Source organism: Bacillus sp. 205(2023), from assembly GCF_037027485.1.
Taxonomy (GTDB): domain Bacteria; phylum Bacillota; class Bacilli; order Bacillales; family Bacillaceae; genus Bacillus; species Bacillus halotolerans.
The window spans coordinates 951,581-969,322 of sequence record NZ_JAXCHF010000001.1 but is presented as its reverse complement, the minus strand read 5'-3'; the positions used below and the strand labels follow the sequence as shown (position 1 = coordinate 969,322).

General features: G+C 38.8%; 22 protein-coding genes and 1 pseudogene. 17 read left to right on the top strand and 6 right to left on the bottom strand.

All coding sequences use genetic code 11. The features are described from left to right. Positions 1 to 8 precede the first annotated feature (8 nt). The 14 genes from WA325_RS04845 (at position 9) to WA325_RS04780 (ending at position 9,270) form a co-directional block, all read left to right on the top strand. Positions 9 to 989: an XkdQ/YqbQ family protein gene (locus WA325_RS04845; RefSeq protein WP_336183257.1), complete on the top strand. Its 981-nt coding sequence runs from the start codon at positions 9 to 11 to the stop codon at positions 987 to 989. Next, positions 986 to 1,252, top strand: a complete 267-nt coding sequence (locus tag WA325_RS04840) for a DUF2577 family protein (protein WP_336183256.1) — start codon at positions 986 to 988, stop codon at positions 1,250 to 1,252. The genes WA325_RS04845 and WA325_RS04840 overlap by 4 nt, the downstream gene beginning before the upstream one ends. Positions 1,253 to 1,342: 90 nt before the next feature. Further along, complete coding sequence (locus tag WA325_RS04835; protein WP_059352332.1) at positions 1,343 to 2,041, top strand: aspartate/glutamate racemase family protein; 699 nt, start codon at positions 1,343 to 1,345, stop codon at positions 2,039 to 2,041. Positions 2,042 to 2,143: 102 nt separating this feature from the next. Continuing rightward, positions 2,144 to 2,569 carry a DUF2634 domain-containing protein gene (locus WA325_RS04830; protein ID WP_336183400.1) on the top strand — a complete coding sequence of 142 codons (426 nt, stop codon included), beginning with the start codon at positions 2,144 to 2,146 and terminating at the stop codon, positions 2,567 to 2,569. After that, complete coding sequence (locus WA325_RS04825) at positions 2,562 to 3,608, top strand: baseplate J/gp47 family protein (protein ID WP_336183255.1); 1,047 nt, start codon at positions 2,562 to 2,564, stop codon at positions 3,606 to 3,608. The genes WA325_RS04830 and WA325_RS04825 overlap by 8 nt, the downstream gene beginning before the upstream one ends. Next, positions 3,592 to 4,170, top strand: a complete 579-nt coding sequence (locus tag WA325_RS04820; RefSeq protein ID WP_336183254.1) for a putative phage tail protein — start codon at positions 3,592 to 3,594, stop codon at positions 4,168 to 4,170. The genes WA325_RS04825 and WA325_RS04820 overlap by 17 nt, the downstream gene beginning before the upstream one ends. Next, positions 4,167 to 4,439 (top strand): hypothetical protein, encoded by a 273-nt coding sequence (locus WA325_RS04815; protein ID WP_095252398.1) that lies wholly within the window; start codon positions 4,167 to 4,169, stop codon positions 4,437 to 4,439. The genes WA325_RS04820 and WA325_RS04815 overlap by 4 nt, the downstream gene beginning before the upstream one ends. A gap of 3 nt (positions 4,440 to 4,442) precedes the next feature. Then, entirely contained in the window at positions 4,443 to 5,543 is a 1,101-nt protein-coding gene (locus WA325_RS04810; RefSeq protein WP_336183253.1) for a hypothetical protein, read from the top strand. An 11-nt stretch (positions 5,544 to 5,554) separates the two neighbouring features. Beyond that, positions 5,555 to 5,884 carry an XkdW family protein gene (locus WA325_RS04805; RefSeq protein WP_188323152.1) on the top strand — a complete coding sequence of 110 codons (330 nt, stop codon included), beginning with the start codon at positions 5,555 to 5,557 and terminating at the stop codon, positions 5,882 to 5,884. After that, positions 5,881 to 6,045 carry an XkdX family protein gene (locus WA325_RS04800; RefSeq protein ID WP_163138258.1) on the top strand — a complete coding sequence of 55 codons (165 nt, stop codon included), beginning with the start codon at positions 5,881 to 5,883 and terminating at the stop codon, positions 6,043 to 6,045. Before WA325_RS04805 ends, WA325_RS04800 begins: the two co-directional genes overlap by 4 nt. A gap of 87 nt (positions 6,046 to 6,132) precedes the next feature. Next, positions 6,133 to 7,026, top strand: coding sequence for a phage-like element PBSX protein XepA (gene xepA, locus WA325_RS04795; RefSeq protein WP_336183252.1), 894 nt, complete (start codon positions 6,133 to 6,135; stop codon positions 7,024 to 7,026). Between the two features lie 42 nt (positions 7,027 to 7,068). Next, the gene (locus tag WA325_RS04790; RefSeq protein WP_032725170.1) at positions 7,069 to 7,491 is read left to right on the top strand and encodes a phage holin family protein; all 423 of its coding nucleotides are present in this window, start codon (positions 7,069 to 7,071) and stop codon (positions 7,489 to 7,491) included. A 44-nt stretch (positions 7,492 to 7,535) separates the two neighbouring features. Continuing rightward, positions 7,536 to 8,354 carry a peptidoglycan recognition protein family protein gene (locus WA325_RS04785; protein WP_336183251.1) on the top strand — a complete coding sequence of 273 codons (819 nt, stop codon included), beginning with the start codon at positions 7,536 to 7,538 and terminating at the stop codon, positions 8,352 to 8,354. A 193-nt stretch (positions 8,355 to 8,547) separates the two neighbouring features. After that, the gene (locus WA325_RS04780) at positions 8,548 to 9,270 is read left to right on the top strand and encodes an NPP1 family protein (protein WP_153940203.1); all 723 of its coding nucleotides are present in this window, start codon (positions 8,548 to 8,550) and stop codon (positions 9,268 to 9,270) included. 207 nt (positions 9,271 to 9,477) lie between these two features. Here the strand turns inward: WA325_RS04780 and WA325_RS04775 are convergent, their stop codons facing one another. The 6 genes and pseudogenes from WA325_RS04775 to WA325_RS04750 all read right to left on the bottom strand — a co-directional run bounded on the left by WA325_RS04775 (position 9,478) and on the right by WA325_RS04750 (position 14,470). Beyond that, positions 9,478 to 9,942 (bottom strand): SMI1/KNR4 family protein, encoded by a 465-nt coding sequence (locus tag WA325_RS04775; protein WP_153940202.1) that lies wholly within the window; start codon positions 9,940 to 9,942, stop codon positions 9,478 to 9,480. A gap of 13 nt (positions 9,943 to 9,955) precedes the next feature. Further along, positions 9,956 to 11,722, bottom strand: a complete 1,767-nt coding sequence (locus WA325_RS04770) for a T7SS effector LXG polymorphic toxin (RefSeq protein ID WP_336183250.1) — start codon at positions 11,720 to 11,722, stop codon at positions 9,956 to 9,958. A 224-nt stretch (positions 11,723 to 11,946) separates the two neighbouring features. Then, a complete protein-coding gene (phrE, locus tag WA325_RS04765; RefSeq protein WP_014114495.1) occupies positions 11,947 to 12,081 on the bottom strand; it encodes a phosphatase RapE inhibitor PhrE in 135 nt (44 codons plus the stop codon). Further along, complete coding sequence (rapE, locus tag WA325_RS04760) at positions 12,071 to 13,198, bottom strand: response regulator aspartate phosphatase RapE (protein ID WP_029727091.1); 1,128 nt, start codon at positions 13,196 to 13,198, stop codon at positions 12,071 to 12,073. The genes phrE and rapE overlap by 11 nt, the downstream gene beginning before the upstream one ends. 492 nt (positions 13,199 to 13,690) lie before the next feature. Next, positions 13,691 to 13,849, bottom strand: a pseudogene (locus WA325_RS04755) (DUF255 domain-containing protein); the annotation flags it as partial. Positions 13,850 to 13,927: 78 nt separating this feature from the next. After that, a complete protein-coding gene (locus tag WA325_RS04750; RefSeq protein ID WP_227099038.1) occupies positions 13,928 to 14,470 on the bottom strand; it encodes a TetR/AcrR family transcriptional regulator in 543 nt (180 codons plus the stop codon). A gap of 132 nt (positions 14,471 to 14,602) precedes the next feature. Here WA325_RS04750 and WA325_RS04745 point away from each other — a divergent pair, with 132 nt between their 5' ends. From WA325_RS04745 to WA325_RS04735, 3 genes are all read left to right on the top strand, one after another. Further along, positions 14,603 to 15,847, top strand: coding sequence for an acyl-CoA dehydrogenase family protein (locus WA325_RS04745; RefSeq protein ID WP_336183246.1), 1,245 nt, complete (start codon positions 14,603 to 14,605; stop codon positions 15,845 to 15,847). A 21-nt stretch (positions 15,848 to 15,868) separates the two neighbouring features. Further along, a complete protein-coding gene (ssuE, locus tag WA325_RS04740; protein ID WP_227099041.1) occupies positions 15,869 to 16,411 on the top strand; it encodes an NADPH-dependent FMN reductase in 543 nt (180 codons plus the stop codon). A gap of 135 nt (positions 16,412 to 16,546) precedes the next feature. After that, the gene (locus WA325_RS04735) at positions 16,547 to 17,506 is read left to right on the top strand and encodes an SDR family oxidoreductase (protein ID WP_227099043.1); all 960 of its coding nucleotides are present in this window, start codon (positions 16,547 to 16,549) and stop codon (positions 17,504 to 17,506) included. The last annotated feature ends 236 nt before the right edge of the window (positions 17,507 to 17,742 follow it).

Here is a 17,742-nt window from a genome sequence, read left to right as displayed (position 1 = left end):
GTGATGACATGATAGAACTTTTCGTCATTAAAGAAACGGAATGGCTTGAGCTGGTAACTGAAAGTGTTTCCCTCGAAGGGCAACGGTATCAGGCGCCGCGATCGATCACAGCAAAGATCATAACGAAACAAGGAACCCATTCATATTACAGCGTATCAGAAGGAGATACGGTTCTGTTTAAGTGGAAAGGGAAAGAGCTGTTTAGAGGTATTGTGTTTTCTCGCAATCCGGAAGAACATGGGCTGACCTTTACGGCTTATGACATGCTGCAATATCTGGTTAAGAACAAAGATGTTTATGTGTTCTCGAATCAGCGAGCAGACGAGATTATTAAGCGCCTGGCGCGAGATTTTCAGATTCCGACTACATCCATTGCAAATACGGGTTACACCATTAAATCATTAGTGTTTAAAGATGATACGAGCCTTTATGACATGATTCTGAAAGCCTTGAAACAAACGAAGAGCCAAACCGGAAGGAATTATCAATTATATTCTGCGAAAGGAAAGCTCGGCCTACGAGCTTGGCCTGATCCGTCAGAAGTATGGGTGCTGGAGACGGGGGTGAACATCACCGGCTATCAATACAGCACTTCAATTAATGACACGGCCACAAAAGTAAAGCTTCGGCGTCAAAAAGACAATAAAACATACACAGCCACCGCAAGCGACAGCTCAGGCATCAGTAAATATGGTGTGCTTCAGTATGTCGAAACGGTTTCCGATAACATTAACCAAGCGCAGCTTCAGGAGCGTGCGAAAGTCACACAGGCACAGAAAAAAGGTGTAAAAAAGGAACTCAAAAGTATTCAAGCGATTGGTATTCCGGATCTTCAGAGCGGATTGCCCGTCTATATCTCAATTCCGGAAGTCGGGGTTAAGAAGACATACTGGATCGATACAGACAAACACGAATTTAAAGGATCCACGCACACGATGACCATTGATGTGGTGGAGAAAAACTCTATTTCTGATGGTGCTTCCTCATGAGACTAAGTGAAGCGATCAAACATTTGGCTGTCGGTGCCGTTGGTTCAGAGTCGCCGGTGGATATTCTGCCGGCTGAAGTGGTTTCCGTTTCTCCTGTTGAAATAAAGCTTAATGAAAGTGACAAATTAATAATACCTGCTGATTTGATTATTGTTCCAAAGCGGTTGCGGGCCGGTGAAGAAGAAGCGCTGAATACAGGTGAGCGTGTGATGATTGTCTCTTTAAAAGGCGGGCAATCATTTTTTATTCTCGATAAAATTTAATGGTAATCCTGAAAAAATAAATAATTGTAAAGACCTAATCTATACCTTAGAATAACTATAATGTTTTGAAAATTTTATCCGAGGTGGGTTATGAAAACTATTGGTCTTATTGGTGGAATGAGTTGGGAATCTTCAGCTGAGTATTATCGAATTATCAATGAAGAAATAAAAAAGAAGTTAGGAGGGCTTCACTCGGCTAAATGCCTTTTATACAGTGTTGATTTTAAGGAAATTGAACATTATCAATCCGTAGGGGCCTGGGATAAAGCAGGTGAAGCTTTAGGTGAAGTTGCAAGATCATTAGAAAAAGCCGGTGCAGATTTTGTTGTAATATGTACAAATACTATGCATAAAGTTCTTGGATATATACAAGAAATGATCACTATACCTATTTTGCATATTGCCGATGCAACTGCAGAACAAATTATTAGACAAGACATTCGTTCAGTAGGATTACTTGGTACTAAATATACGATGGAACAAGATTTCTATAAATCACGTATCGAGTCTCATGATATTAATGTCATTGTGCCTAATGATGATGAACGGGAATTAATAAATAATATTATTTATCAAGAACTGTGTCTGGGTGAAATTAAACAGTCTTCCAAAAACATTTATAAGAAGATTATAAATAATTTGGTGGATAGAGGAGCAGAAGGAATCATTCTTGGATGCACTGAAATTGGATTATTAGTAAAGGTAGAGGATTCAGAAGTGCCATTATTTGATACAACTTTAATCCATGCTCAAAAAGCAGTAAATAAATCCCTTTCTATTTCTTCTTAGAATGAATTACTTTCTATATTTTAAAACCGCTCTTTAGGAGCGGTTTTTATTATGGTTCATTCAACTAATAAATTCAAGAACGTTATAGGAGTGATGCTTATCATGACCCTTTCCCCAGAAATTGAATTTAAGGATATAGAAGATGACAGTGAAGTAATAGAGACCTCGCAAACCTACAAAATAGATTTTGAAAATGGCCGTATCACAAATGAAATTATCACAGGCCTAGAAGCGATCAAGCAGTTTGTATATTTATCCCTTCATACTGAGCGATACGCCTATTCTGTTTTCAGCCATGACATTGGAAATGAGCTTCAAGACGTCCTGGTAGATAATGAAACAACAGACGCGTATAAGAAAATGGAGATCCCGAGACTGATAGAAGAGGCGCTGGTTTATGATGACCGGATATCGGCTGTAACAGATTTTGAGATTGAAAAACAAGGCGACGCGTTTCATGTGTCCTTCGTGGTGGAGACGGATGAAGGAACGCTTGAGAATGAGGAGGTGATTGGCGAAGATGTTTGAAGATCAGACTTTTGAAGCGATTATGGAGCGTATGCTGAACAGCATTTCCGCAGATATTGACACAAGAGAAGGCAGCGTCATTTATAATGCGTTAGCCCCGGCGGCGGCCGAGCTTGCGAAGTCTTATATATGGCTGGATACTGTGCTTGAGCTAGTTTTTTCTGATACCGCACAAGGCGAATTTTTAGACAGGCGTGCAGCGGAAGCGGGAATTGAACGGACAGCCGCGACAAAGGCGGTCAGAGCGGGAGAGTTTACATCTGGAGTTACTATTCCTGTCGGCTCCCGCTTTTACGTGGATAATCTTTATTTTCAATATACGGCAGACGGGACGCTCATCTGTGAAACACCTGGTGAAGCGGGAAACGCCAATCTGACCGGACGCAATTTACTGTCATTGGATACCATTCCCGGTTTAGAAACGGCCATTGTCAAAGAAATCCTGATTCCTGGACGTGAAGAAGAGGATGATGACAGCTTAAGAGCTAGATATTTTACCCGCGTGCGCCGAGAAGCTGTCAGTGCAAATAAAGCTCACTATAAACAATGGGCTGAAGAAGTAGACGGAGTAGGGAAGGTAAAGGTGTTTCCGCTTTGGAACGGGGACGGCACAGTCAAAATTGTCGTGACCAATGCTAACTTGGAACCTGCTTCCGATATTTTAATATCAAAGGTGAAAAACTATATTGATCCTGAGCTCGGACAAGGTGAGGGACAAGCGCCAATAGGTGCCTTTGTCACAGTGGAGAGTGCGGTATGGAAAGAGATTGAGATTTCAGCCGAGGTACTTCCCAAGGTCAATAGCTCTATCGATCAGGTAAAGCAAGAAATCGAATCAGGTGTTTTAAATCTCTTTAAAAAGATGGCTTTTGAAGATAACGTTATCCGTTTATCGCAGATTAATAATATTGTCTACAATTCACCTTCAGTAAGTGATTACGCAGATATTAAAATCAACGGTGTGGCCGAAAATTTGGTTCTGAGTGACGTCGAAATTCCTAAATTGGGGCAGGTGAACATTATTGAGCAAACTCGATGAAATGACTGCTTACCTGCCGCCGTTCCTTACCAAGTTAAAGGAAATGGCTGAACTTCTTAAAGCGGGATCTCCGGAATTTGAGAAGCAAAATAACAGCATCTTTGATCTGACAGATCAGCTGTTTGTTACTACGGCAACTTGGGGGCTTGAACGATGGGAAAAGATTTTGAACGTACCGCGAGAATCAGGTGACACCGATGAGATCCGCCGATTGCGCCTAATCTCTAAAATGTCCAATATACCGCCGGTAACATATAAGGCTATTGAACAGGCATTAAATCGGTTTCTGAAAAATCCGTCAGCTCAAGTCCGGCTACTTCCTAGAGAGTATCGTTTCAATGTTGATATTGATATAGATGATATGCAGCATATGAGCGAGCTTCTAGAAATATTGGAGAATATGAAGCCAGCTCATTTGGCATATACCTTGCGAGCTGCTTTGAATGAGCCAATCAAGATAAAAGATACTGTCATTTTAAATAACAGAAGGTATCGAAAAGCAAGTGAGCTAAGGGTAGGTTATTCCGTCACGCTCAATAATAACGAGGTGGTTCTTGTATGATTACACAGCTTTATAGAGAGCGAACAGCTGCAGATTTGAAAAATAGAATATCGAAAGTGCTACTGAATGGAAATGAAACAAAAATTGTGGAACTCACTATTCAGGGTGCCGTTGTCACGGTACTTACTCAACGAGAGGAAGACATCAAACATATTAAGAGTGTTCAGATACTTGATGAACAAAACAACGTAATTACGGAAAGAACAACAAATTTAGACGTCAGTAATAATAGAACGCTAGATTTTAGGATTACTTTCGAGGTGGTGTAGCAAATGGTTTATGATGCAAAAACAGATTGGCTTCCGGACGATCCTATAAATGAAGATGATGTAAACCGTTGGGAGAAAGGCATTCAAGACGCGCATAAAGATTTAGCTGTACATAAAAATGATATGAACAACCCTCACAATACAACAAAGGCGCAAATCGGGCTAGGGAACGTAGATAATGTACAGCAAGCTTCGAAAAAAGAATTTGAAGAGCATCATAATGATTTACAACGGCACATAACACCAGTAGAGCGGGAGAATTGGAATGCGAAAGAAACAACTGCCGGAGCCCAGGAAAAAGCGGATAAGGCTTTATTGGATGCAAAACATTACGTGGATACCAACTACAAAAATAACAATCTGACGTTAATTACTGGAGACAATGCTATTCAAGATGCAAGAACAGGAGGGGAAGAATATCCTTTAGGATTGACATTAATGGACATTGGTCAAGGGAATACCACTGGCTACCCTTTAGGTTATGGCATTGTCAAAAATGAAAAATATAATAATTACCGATTTACACAATACTTTTATGGGACAGGAAATGAGTCTGGGACTTACTACGACAGTACAGGAGTTTGGATTAGACACTGGTGGAGTGGTTCAGGCTGGACCTCTTGGCAAAAGATATCAGGGTTCGCTCATGCCAATATTGGAACAACAGGTAAGCAACTTCTTATCAAAGGAGAAAAGCAAAAAATTCGTTTTAATCGAAAGATAAAGGACAGTCATAATGCCTTTGACATTAATAATTGCCGGTTTATCTGTCCAAACAGCGGAATGTTTCTAGTCAATGCCGGTGTATATATCGAAAACGTTCAGAGATATGCTAACTATGAATTAGAGATCTACTTAAACGGAACGATTTATAAGAACATAGCACATTATAGAAATAGTCCTGCTAGCCCGTCTGATACCACAGATTTCAATGTTGGAGTATATGGAGCTGCCACTGTTCCAGCTGATAAGGGGGATTATATAGAGATGTATCTTTATGTGGGTTATGACGGTAATACTTCACGGTATATCTCTGATAACTCAGGATGGTATAACTACTTTGATATCACAGAAATCGGCGGTAGAAATTACCCGAGATTTTAGGAGGTGCTTCTATGATTTTGTATGATGCGATTATGTACAAGTACCCTAACGCAGTACCGAGAAAAGATTTTGAATTACGGAATGACGGGAATGGCTCATACATTGAGAAATGGAATATCAGGGCGCCGTTACCGACTCAGGAAGAATTAGAGGCCTGGTGGGAGGAGTCACAGAAAAAACCGTCTTATGAACCTCCCAATCAGATTGAGCTACTCGCGAAAGAGTTATCTCAGGAAAAGCTAGCTCGTAAACAGCTTGAAGAATTAAATCAAACTTTGGGAAGCGAGCTCTCAAAAATAAAGTTGCAGTTACTTACTCTACAAGGAGGGAGAGATTCATGAATTATTGGGTGCTGGCTTTGCATTATAAATGGGCTTCGTCTGAAATGGTTAAACAGGCAATTCATCTCAAAGATTGCTCGCCCGAAGATTTACAGGAAGGAATAGAGAAAAAACTCATTACAGCTGAACAGTATAAAGAGCTCACAGGGGAAGCCATTTAGGGCTTTTTTATTTTGCCTTAAAGGGGGTGGTTCCGTTGTAAACCCATGCTCACCACTAATGATCTACAATAGCAAGGAGGATTTTTAATGGCATCATATAGTTTTCAATTTCCAACAGATGCAACCGGTAAGCCAGGAGCGGCTAAACCTTACAGGGAAGGGAACCGGGATTTTATAGTACCCGTCGCTGCTATTTCAGGTAATGCGGAGCTGCTGACGAACGCAGTTTTAAAAGCCACTGAAGTATACACGCAATATGGGCAAGATCGATTAGGTCAGGTTTTAATTTCAAAAGTAAAAGGTCATGCTTATTCTGATCGTGAAGGTACCTTATTCATTGAAGAAAGTAACGATATGAATTCATGGACCACAGTCTCTTCATTGGTCGTTAAAGCAAATGCGCTTGGCGAGACTGAATGGGTTCACTTAACTAAACGTTATTTCCGTTTCAGATACGCAAATGGTAACCTGCAGCAATCTGAATTCTTGCTTTACCAGTCATTGGGCGCAGGTGAAGAGGATATAAACATTAACCATACTGTTCCTATTACAGCAGTTGCTCCGTTCTCAGTCCATCTAGATAAAAGCGGCTTAACTGATGATGGTCGTTTAAAAGTTCAGACTGAAGGCCTGAACTTTAGCTCATTAGACACTCAATCAAAAACAATGGATATTGTCTTTCACGATAAAACAGAAACCATAGGTGAGGGTAACCCATTCACCGTTGGATCATTCAAAACGTTACTCATTGAGGTTTATGGGACGGCTGAGACAAGTGAATTGAAGTTCTGGGGTAAATCCTTATCGGGAACAAAAAGAGCCCTTAGAGGGCAGAAAGTGGATGACGGAACGTTTGCCACTAGCACAAAAGGAAAATCTGAAGCCTGGTCTTTTGACATTACTGGTTTTAAAGAAATTGTTATGGAGCTTACATCTTTAACAAATGGAAACTTTTCAGTTAGAGGGACGGCCGTCTCATAAGATCCGGCTGTCCTTTTTTATTTGCCTCGGAGGTGATTAGAAATGGAGGAGACAAGTTTGTTTATCAATTTTGAAACATTAGATTTAGCAAGAGTATATTTATTTGGAGGGGTGAAGTATCTTGATTTACTTCTAGTTCTTAGCATAATAGACGTTTTAACAGGAGTAATTAAGGCATGGAAATTCAAGAAACTGCGGAGCCGAAGCGCATGGTTTGGCTATGTCCGCAAGCTGCTCAATTTCTTTGCGGTCATTTTAGCAAACGTTATTGATACAGTCCTCAATTTAAACGGTGTCCTAACATTTGGTACCGTTCTTTTTTATATCGCTAATGAAGGTTTATCAATAACTGAAAACTTAGCACAGATCGGTGTTAAAATCCCTTCAACAATAACAGATCGATTACAAACAATTGAGAACGAAAAAGAACAGAGTAAGGATAACGCAGACAAAGCTGCTGGCTAAGCCAGTGGTTTTTTTTATTACACAGACAGAAGGAGAGAGGATATATGACCATTAAAGTTGTAAAGAATCTAGTCTCTAAATCAAAGTATGGATTGAAATGTCCTAATCCAATGAAAGCTGAATATATTACTATTCATAACACTGCGAATGATGCTTCAGCAGCCAATGAGATTTCTTACATGAAGAATAACTCTAGCTCAACAAGTTTTCACTTTGCAGTAGACGATAAACTAGTCATTCAAGGAATTCCAACAAATCGTAACGCTTGGCATACAGGAGATGGAACAAACGGTACAGGGAATCGTAAGTCGATTGGTGTCGAAATTTGTTATAGCAAGTCAGGAGGGGCACGATATAAGGCAGCGGAAAAACTTGCTATTAAGTTTGTGGCACAGCTGCTTAAAGAACGGGGATGGGGCGTTGATCGTGTCCGTAAGCACCAAGACTGGAACGGCAAGTATTGCCCGCACCGCATTTTGTCAGAGGGTAGATGGAATCAAGTTAAGGCTGCCATTGAAAAAGAATTAAAGGCGCTAGGTGGAAAAACAAGCTCAAGCAAAATAAGTGCCACTAAAAAGCAAACAACAAACTCAAGCAGCAAAAAAACGTCATATGCGCTGCCTTCCGGTATTTTCAAAGTGAAGAACCCAATGATGAGAGGCGCTTCTGTCACGCAGATTCAGAAAGCTCTAGCAGCTCTTTATTTCTATCCAGATAAAGGAGCGCCGAATCACGGAATTGACGGTGTGTATGGTCCAAAAACAGCAAATGCAGTTAAACGGTTCCAATCTATGTATGGTCTTACCCAAGACGGTATTTATGGACCGGATACGAAAGCTAAACTTGAAGCATTATTGAAATAACAACCCTCTTTTTTAAAGAGAGGACATTTTATGTATTTTTGAAGAGTGTATTATTTACTGAATTTAAAGACCTAAGAAAAATAAAATAGTACTCTAGTATGGATATTCAGTTAGCTTTAAAAAAAGATATTGATATTTATTCCAACTCTGTGGTATTTAATTGTTGTCAATATTTTTAAAAGGAGTTGGAATAATGAACAAATTTTTCTTGGCTCTCTTTTTATCTGTAATCACTTCTGTTAGCATGGTTTCAACAGCAAATGCAGCTGTAATCGATCATGATAAAGTTGTGGGTTTTAGAGAGGTGGTACCTACAACTGTTACTCAAAAAGCTGCGAAACGTTTTCAGCCATATTTAAAGGTTTATAGCGGCTGTGTGCCTTTTCCTGCAGTAGATGAAAAAGGCAATACAAGTGGGGGTTTAGAGCCTACTGGAGCGCCTGAAGGACATTGCAGCAAAAATACTGGACAAGTATATTCACGTTCTGCATGGTACAATGGTGTTTGGGCAATCATGTACTCTTGGTATTTTCCTAAAGATGAAGCCTCTCCAAGCTTAGGTCACAGACATGACTGGGAAGGAATCGTTGTATGGATAGATAATCCAGCAAATCAAAATCCAAAAGTTTTATCAATTGCATATTCTGGACATGGAAAATTTACAAATGTAGCACCAAGCGGAACCAACATGAAAGATGGCACTCATCCTTTGATTGCTTATGACAGCACATGGCCGCTCAACCACGAATTGATGATGAGCGATCGTGTTGTAGGTGGAACTCAACCGTTAATCGGCTGGGATGATTTAACTCCTGCCGCAAGGAATGCATTAAATATAGCAAATTTCGGTAAAGCAAATGTTCCTTTTAATGATAGTAATTTTACCAACAATTTAAAGAAAGCTTGGTTTAAATAGAAAAAATAAAATAATTCTGTACTGAGAAGAGTCCTTACTTAAAGAAGGGCTCTTTTTTTCTACTGAAATCAAGACGGCAGTTACGGACAGAAAACAAAAAAACTGGATGGGCTATTATAAATATCTTGTTAGCTTTGCAGAGAAAAACACCAATCAATTTAAAAAAAAGCCCCTCATTTGCAAGAGGCACTAAATTCAATTTTTTGCTTAATCGTCCCAATCTTCATCTTCTTCCCAGTTTTCTTTCATCTCATGTAGCCTTTCATAAAAGAACTTTATAAAATGCGCCGAATCAAGCTCTTTATAGCCACCAAATTCACTCCAAATAACAACTGGACATTCTCCTTCATTGTTCATTTTATTGGTATCTAAGCAATAACCAAAAAAATCAACATGCTCTATAACTACCAATCCACTTGGCAATTCCCTATATTGACGATATTCCCTGGTTGTCTCAACAACTGAAGCACCACCAAAGTCATATCCTAATAAATCGATTCCATAAACCCCACCAGAACCATAGTTTCTAAGAAACCATTTGTAGCTATCTGGAAGTGTGACTTGAAGATCTTGTTCGATTTTTAAAATTTTATCTTCGCTAATTCCACCTGTGAAATCTTTTTCCTTTGCATTTTCAGCTAAGAATTCTTTTACTTTCAAATAAAAATCCATGGTTTATAACCCCTTATTCTTTCTCATATTGTTTTGCTCTCCACTTCCAATACCTTGTCTTAAAGTTATTGTATTGTTTCTCCAAGTAAACATCATTTCTAAAGCTTTCGCCATTACCTTTTAGGCCATGTATCACATCACTATACTTTGTATGTAAACTGTTAGGTATCTCAAGCAATGTTCCACTTTCTTCTTGTATGAGGTGATGTAAGTTAATCTGTGTTCCGTCTTTAGCATAAGGAGATTTACCATCCTTCATTAATTCAAGATTGGTTTTTCCTCTTGGAGTTTTTTGATTAATATCAATGTCCTTTAAGGTATAGACTCTCCGGCTTACATCTCTAACTTCACCTTTAACCTTTACTTTGCCGTCTATTTCAACAGCACTGTACTTTTCTTTATTTAACCAAGGGAGATTTATTTCCTTACCTGTAAATGGTTTTCTTGTTTCATCTAATTTTTTAGCAAGCTGAAGTAGCCTGTCTTTTGCACTCACATCGTTGATGACATTATACGGCACACCACCTGCTACAACAACATCATCTCGCATGACAAACGGTTTAATTGCTGTTAGTGGATCAGGAGTTTCATCCAGTTTTTTAGACACTTTTTTGACTGCAGCTTTTCCGGCTGTTTTCACTCCTATTTTAGCAACTGAACCAGCACCTTTTAAAGCAAAGATGTTTACTGCTGCACATGTAATCCAGTGAGATGTTGATTCTGCGTCTCCGTTCTTTACGTCTCTAACATAGGAGGTTATTATTGCATCTTTTATTGAGTTAAACGTAGAATCATAGTGATAAACTGCAACTGCAGAATTAATAAACATGTCGACAGGGTGATTGTGTGCCATATAGTCTAATGTTTCAGCTGTCATATCATAAAGGGCGGTAACAGTACCTTTGGCTCCAGCCATTAGTTCCCGTGTGTTTTCAATCTGTGTGAAATATCTTTGTTGATCTGCTGTTAGATTTTCATACCCAATTGTTTTAGCCATTGAATAGAATTCATCTGCATCAGCATAGTCGTAATTTTTCAGTCTTTCTTTCAACTTTTCGATTTCCCGTTCTTTTTCTTCTTTCTTTTTAATCTTCAAATAAGCTTCCGTTCGCTTTTCAATATCGCCTTTTTTCTTATGTATATCACTCTCACGGTACGCCTTGGCGTTGTAGTGAATGGGCGTAGCGTTTTTGCCTTTGCCCGTTGCTTCTTGGAGCTTTTGGAAGTCTGACTTGATGAATTGTTCATTAGGTTCTGACAGGGCATATTCTGTCAGTAAATCTTCGTCAAGGTCACCTAGTTTTTCAATTGTTTTTTTGCGTTTATCATTGGCATCTGCAAGCTCATCCTTGAAGGTTTCTGTTGAAAACAAGTCGAGCGGGAGGATGTCGTCGATATCGTTTAGAATATCTTTCATGGCTTTTTTCTGTTCAGACATGATGGACTTTGATTTTTTATGGGCGTTAGCCAGTTCATGTTCTAAAAAAGATTCTTCAATATAAGCATCAGAGAGACCTTTGTCCTCGAAAGCTCCGGCAATGCTGTTAAAAAATGCGATTTTCATGTCAATGTAATCGATCCATTGATCAGTGACACCAACATGATCGTGATAGAATGCTTTAATGTTATTAGCGCCTTTACCTGAGAATTCGCTGTCGTCAAGTTCAGCGACGCTTTGTAAAGCTTTTCTCAAGTTGACCATTTGCGTCCTTAGTTCTTTATATTCTTTGGCGCGGTCTGTAGCTTCAGACATAAGTGTTTTAGCTTCAAAGACTTTCATGATCATATCCTTTCATTTAATCGTCATAACAAAATATTACCATGGAAGAATGATGAAACTAACTGTTTGTGGATCAAAGGGTGGAAATGAATCATTAGATCTGTGTCTTTTGACCTGTTTCGAGGGAATGTAATAGTTGGTCGAGAGGTTTACTTGATGTCTAAAATAAGAAAAAGCCGTTATGAAACGGCTAAAGGGAATTAGAACTAATGTTGTTTATCGAATCAAACAAGGAATTCATGAGTAGGTGCTAGAGTTACATTCCGGGATGCTTCCTTCATTTCGCCATTAGACATAGATCCGAAAAAGGCAAGTCCAATTAAAACGGCGGATAAACTGATAAACAATTTAGATTTCATACATGCATTCCCCTTTCGATATTTGCTTTTGAGCATATACCATCTTCTTGAAACAGATGATACTATCCTCTATTTTTCCATTATAATCGAAAAGGTTGCCTCCTAACAATGCCAGCTCTTCCAGATAAGGGTATCCTTTGCCGTTCTCTAAACGAGAAAAAATGTTGAGGAGTTTAGGTGTATCGCCATTTCTTATATAAAGAACGTCTAATGCTTCAAATAAGTTCATAAAAAGTTCGTCTTTAAAGTCTACAGCGCTTCTGATTCCTTTGCGGAAGCAATCCATTGCTTGTTCTTTTTTACCTTGTTTAAAATAAATCAAAGCTAGGTCATGATAAGCTTGCGGAAGTACGTCAGAGTTTATTTTTCTGTATTGAACCAAGGCTTGTTCGATATAACGTGCAGCCTTATTTAGGTTGTCCATTTTGTGATAGCAGTTACCGAGATTGAAAAATGCGGTGGCATAGATGTGAGTATTTTTACTTTTAAGCAGCTCAGCACCTTTTAAAGCTTCTTGAAGGTGGGGGAGAGCTTTTTCATGGTTCTCAAGGTCATCGTAGTTACCGGCAATGACAAAATGGCACTGAATACGCCGAACAGAATAAAGTTCATGTTTTTTATAGATATTGTATGAAAGTTCAGCGTAGTGCATTGAGATATGAGTCATTTTCATATGATAATAGACTTCGGATAACTTAAAATAAAACTCAGCTTTTTCAATCTTGTCGGAGATCGTTGGAATTTTGCGTTCAGCTTTTTTGTAATATGTAATGGCCTTTGTGTATTCACCGTTTCTAAACTCATACATCCCGCGGAAGAAGTTATAATAATATGCCCGCATATTGTCTAGTTTTTTCTTATGGCCTTCGATTTTCTTTAAATATTCTGAAAGTTCCATTCGGTTTTCATCAGATGGCAGCGTGTATTCCAACATGATCTTATGGCGAAAGGCCATCAATTGATAATAAATAAGCAAATCTTGATCTTCTTCCATAACCTCTATATCACGTTCTATTTCAGCTTTTAACATTTCAGCATCAGTAACGTTGAATTTTTGAATATGCCTATGCCATTCATTAATTTTCATTCCCACTTCAGCTGATGTGATTGATATCAAGATATTCACCCTTCCCTTAACTCTACTAGTAATGTAAATATTAACAAGTTTTCGTTCGCAGAAAAAGGCAATAGGGCACCGCAATTTAAATTTTCGGTGAGACCGCAATAACTTTTTGGTTCTCATGAAGAATCTGTGCGATGGGGAATTAGGTGGTTTTGGAGATTAGTTCATTAAAAAACTCACTTCGTAGATAAGATAGACCTTCAAAAGCTGGTTTTAAAATTGCAGGAGATCAAGTTTGGGACTAATGGGAAGGGGAAGAACCTTCATTTTTTTAATTGGACGGATTAAAAACAGTGCCCATATTATCCCCGTATTGAGTAAAAAATGATTCAAATAAATATACAGGCTTTTGTAACTGATCCACTTTATTGAGGGACTCGATTTAGATGAAGATACCAAAGCATATTGGTATCTTTTTTGCTTTATATTTATTATAGGAGTTCATGACTTGTCACCAATGACATGTGCGTGTAGCTACCCGAGCTAGCTATACCCAATAGATGCGAGAACAGGTTTGTTTTCGCGTTTCGCTTTTTCGAATGCTTCTTCTCCCCAAGGAAACCAATTCACAGGGTTATGAGCATGTTGAAGTAAATATGGAGACTTCTCAGCGATTAATCTATTGGGTTTATTGTTAGTGGGCATGGGATCACCTTCTTTCAGTTTTATTTATATTTAGCTTACCACAGTAATTATAAGTAAATACAAACTTCTCCATTTTATTTATTGCTTTAGGAAAACCCACTCTGTTAACTGTTTATAAAGGTTTTCTTGATCAATAGGCATATTGTTTTCAATCCACCAATTTAACACTCCAAGGACAGCGCCAACATAGGCCTCTACAGCAATCTGCATGTCAATCGAGTTGTTCTCAATCGAACAATCTTCAATCAAGTGCTGCTTCATGCCCGATCCCATTTCTCTTCGTAACAAATTCCTCAGAGAATCTCTTTCTTCCGCCAGGAGCTGTGAAAACAATTTTTTATGTTTTGTTGCTATTGAAAATAGCTCTTGAAAACTTTCAGAAGGAGTAAGTTGGCCAAGCTTAAATTCATCCTCAGCAATTTGTCTTAGTGCATGGGAAAGCAAGTCAAATTTGTCATTAAAATGAGTGTAAAACGTGGTTCTATGTACCATGGCTAGATCACAAATTTGTTTCACGGTTATTGTTTCAAAGGAGTACTTTTCCATTAAATCCAATAATGCATTGTAAAGAAGCTTATGTGTTCTTCTCACCCGTAAGTCATCAGTTGTGTGCTTATCCAAGACAATTACCTCTTTCTGTACCGTTATTCGACATATTGATCATTTTATCGGTTGATTCATTTTATTATACACCATAATATTTAAACTACAAACACACGTTATTATACAAGTGTAGAAAAAGGAGTGCAATCGATGGCTAATTTAAGTACAAATCATCAACTTACTGCTCATGAACAACAATTACTCAGGAACGCCACAGAACTCGTTCCCTACCTTCAAAAATTTGCAGCTAAAATTGATGAAGACCGACATATTCCAGATGAAGTTATACAAAAAGTTTCGGAGGCAGGACTCTTTAAGCTCGGTACATTAAAAAAGTATGGCGGTCATGAAGTGAGTATCCGTGCAATGGTCGAAATTATTTCTGAAGTAGCAAAAGGAAATGGTTCTGTTGGTTGGGTCGTTCAAATCATAAACGGAAATAATTACAACGCTTCGTTGTCCTTATCGTCTGAAGTTTTGGATTCGATCTTTAACCAGGATGAGGAAGTGCGTTTCTGTTCTGTTTTACAGGCACGTAAAGCGGTTGTGAAAAAAGTAGACGGAGGTTATTTAGTAGAGAAGGGCTTTTGGGGATTTGGCTCTGGTTCCAAACATGCCACCCATGCATTGTTAAATTTGATGGATATGAAGTCCTTGCAACAAAGCGAGAATCCGGAAATGATGCTGGCAGTCGTGCCTATGAATGATGTAACAATTGTGGATGATTGGTATACAATGAGCCTAAAAGGATCCGCAAGTAACAGTTTGGAAATGAAAAATGTATTTATTCCGGAACACTATGTAATACGCCAGGACATGAGCCACCAGAATTTTTCACCAGTAGAATTAAAGGGACGTGACAGGTATAGACCTTATGTAAATGTTATCACCGCCATAACAACAGGGATAAGCGCTATTCTCGGGCTTGCCAGAGGGGCATTGGAATTTTTTGTTGAAAAAGCACCTTGTAAAGGGATTACAATGACAACCCATACTTCTCAAGCGAATGTTGGGCATATTCAATATAAAGTAGGACTTGCAGCCATGAAGGTTGAATCAGCTCACCTTCATATTAGCCGAACGATTGAAAATTTAGAGCATCATGTTCAGAGTGGAGAAAAATTCAGCTTAAAAGAATTTGCCCAAATCCAGACCGATATTACGTATGCGGCTATGTTGTGCTGGGAAGCAGTAGATATGCTAGTGGCAGAAAGCGGAGGAAGTGTCATTGCCGATTCCAATCGTTTGTCAGGAATATTCCGCGACATTAGAGGTGGGGCTAATCATGCACTTACTACAGCATCAACCGGACTGGAGTTATACGGAAGAGTACTGATGGGTGTGCCTCCGCAACATATCATGACACTTGGTGTAGCAACGCATTTTGAAAAATAAATGGATACGGGGGAGCAGAAGATGAGAAAAATAGCGATAATATCCGGAAGTCCAAACGAAAAATCCCGTATAAATGGTGTAATAAATTATGCAAGATTAAAACTAGAACAAAACGGATGTGATGTGACGATTATTGATGTACCTTCATTGCCTGCAGAAGATTTAATACACGCTAATTTTAACAGTAAGCCTATACTGGCTGCGCATACTAAGGTTGAAGAAGCGTCAGGAATTATTATTGCAAGTCCGGTATACAAAACAACTTATACTGGAGTTCTCAAAAGCTATATCGATTTATTACCCCAAAAAGGTTTTAAAGATAAAATAGCAGCGGCCTACTTTGTAGGAGGAACCATTTCAAATTTACTTTCAATAGACTACGCATTAAAACCTCTGTTAGCATCTATGGGAGTCAAATGTTTTGGAGAGAATGTTTTTGCAGTAGATAATCAGATCGAACGTACTGAAAGCAGCGAACAAAAAATACGTTTTCAATTAGCAGACGAATTAGAACAACGAATTGATGCTTCTATTTTGGACATGATTACTTATATTGCGCATTGATCGTTTAGCTTTATCTATTTTTGCTAGAATTATGTTTTGAGTTGACAAATATTTCTTTGATCGCAAAATAATTAATTCACGTGACTAACTATAATCAACCTTTTTGAAGTAAGTAATAGAAAAGGAGAAAAAGTTATGGGAAACATACAAGAAAAAGGTGTTTGGAAGATGTCCGATATTCCCTCTCAGAGAGGTCGTTTGATTATTGTCACAGGTACAGGTGGGTTGGGCTATATAAATGCTTTAGCTCTAAGTCGTGCAGGTGCAGAGGTGATTATGGCAGGAAGAAATAGAAACAAGGGGGAGGCAGCAATCGAAAAAATTCAGTCAAGTGTTCCTTCGGCAAACATTCATTTTGAAGAGCTAGATCTTGCTGACCTTGCATCTATTGAAGCTTTCGGAAAGCGAATAAGTAGTAAGTATCAAAATCTGGATGTTCTAATCAATAATGCCGCAGTGATGACGATTCCAAAGCGGCAAGTTACAAAAGATGGCTTTGAATTGCAATTTGGCACAAATCACCTTGGACATTTTGCATTGACAGCTCATCTTATGCCGCTTTTGCGAAAAAGTCGCAACTCTCGTGTAGTGACTGTCTGTGCCCTTGCCGCCAATCATGGGGTGATTAACTTCGATGATTTGCAATCTGAACAAAACTATAAGCCAATGCCGGTATACGGGCAATCAAAGCTGGCTAACCTGATTTTTTCACTTGAGCTTCATCGTCGCAGTGAATCTGAAAAGTGGGGAGTGATGAGCATTGCTGCTCACCCAGGCTTATCTCGAACAGATTTGGTTGACACTGGAACAAAGAATAATAAAGCCCCACTTCCCATTCGTCTGTTTGGAAAATTTATGTTGCAGTCAGCTGAACAAGGGGCTTTGCCGACGCTTTTTGCTGCAACATCTCCAGAGGCAGAGAGCGGACAGTATTATGGACCGGGTGGCACTAGAGAAATAAAGGGATTCCCCGCACCTGCTAAAATAACACCTGAGGCACAAGATATGAACACAGCGAAGCGATTATGGGAAGTCTCAAAACAGTTGACGAATGTGGATTTCGACAAGATAGCAACAGGCACAGAACAGTTCTAATTGTACTTTTGCCTCAGATGCGGGGAGCTATGCTTTTCGTATCCGAGGAAAAGTTGTAATGGTGACGGATTTCCACATTTTATCTGTAACACCGAAAAGTGAAATACTCAAGGAATTAACTATTTTTTATAAATTTACCTTTGAAAAGAAAACAACAGTGCATCAAGTTAATACATGCCATCTAGCTGGATTAAACTTTTCTGAGGTATATGGCAACTTGTTTTATTTTGTCTTTT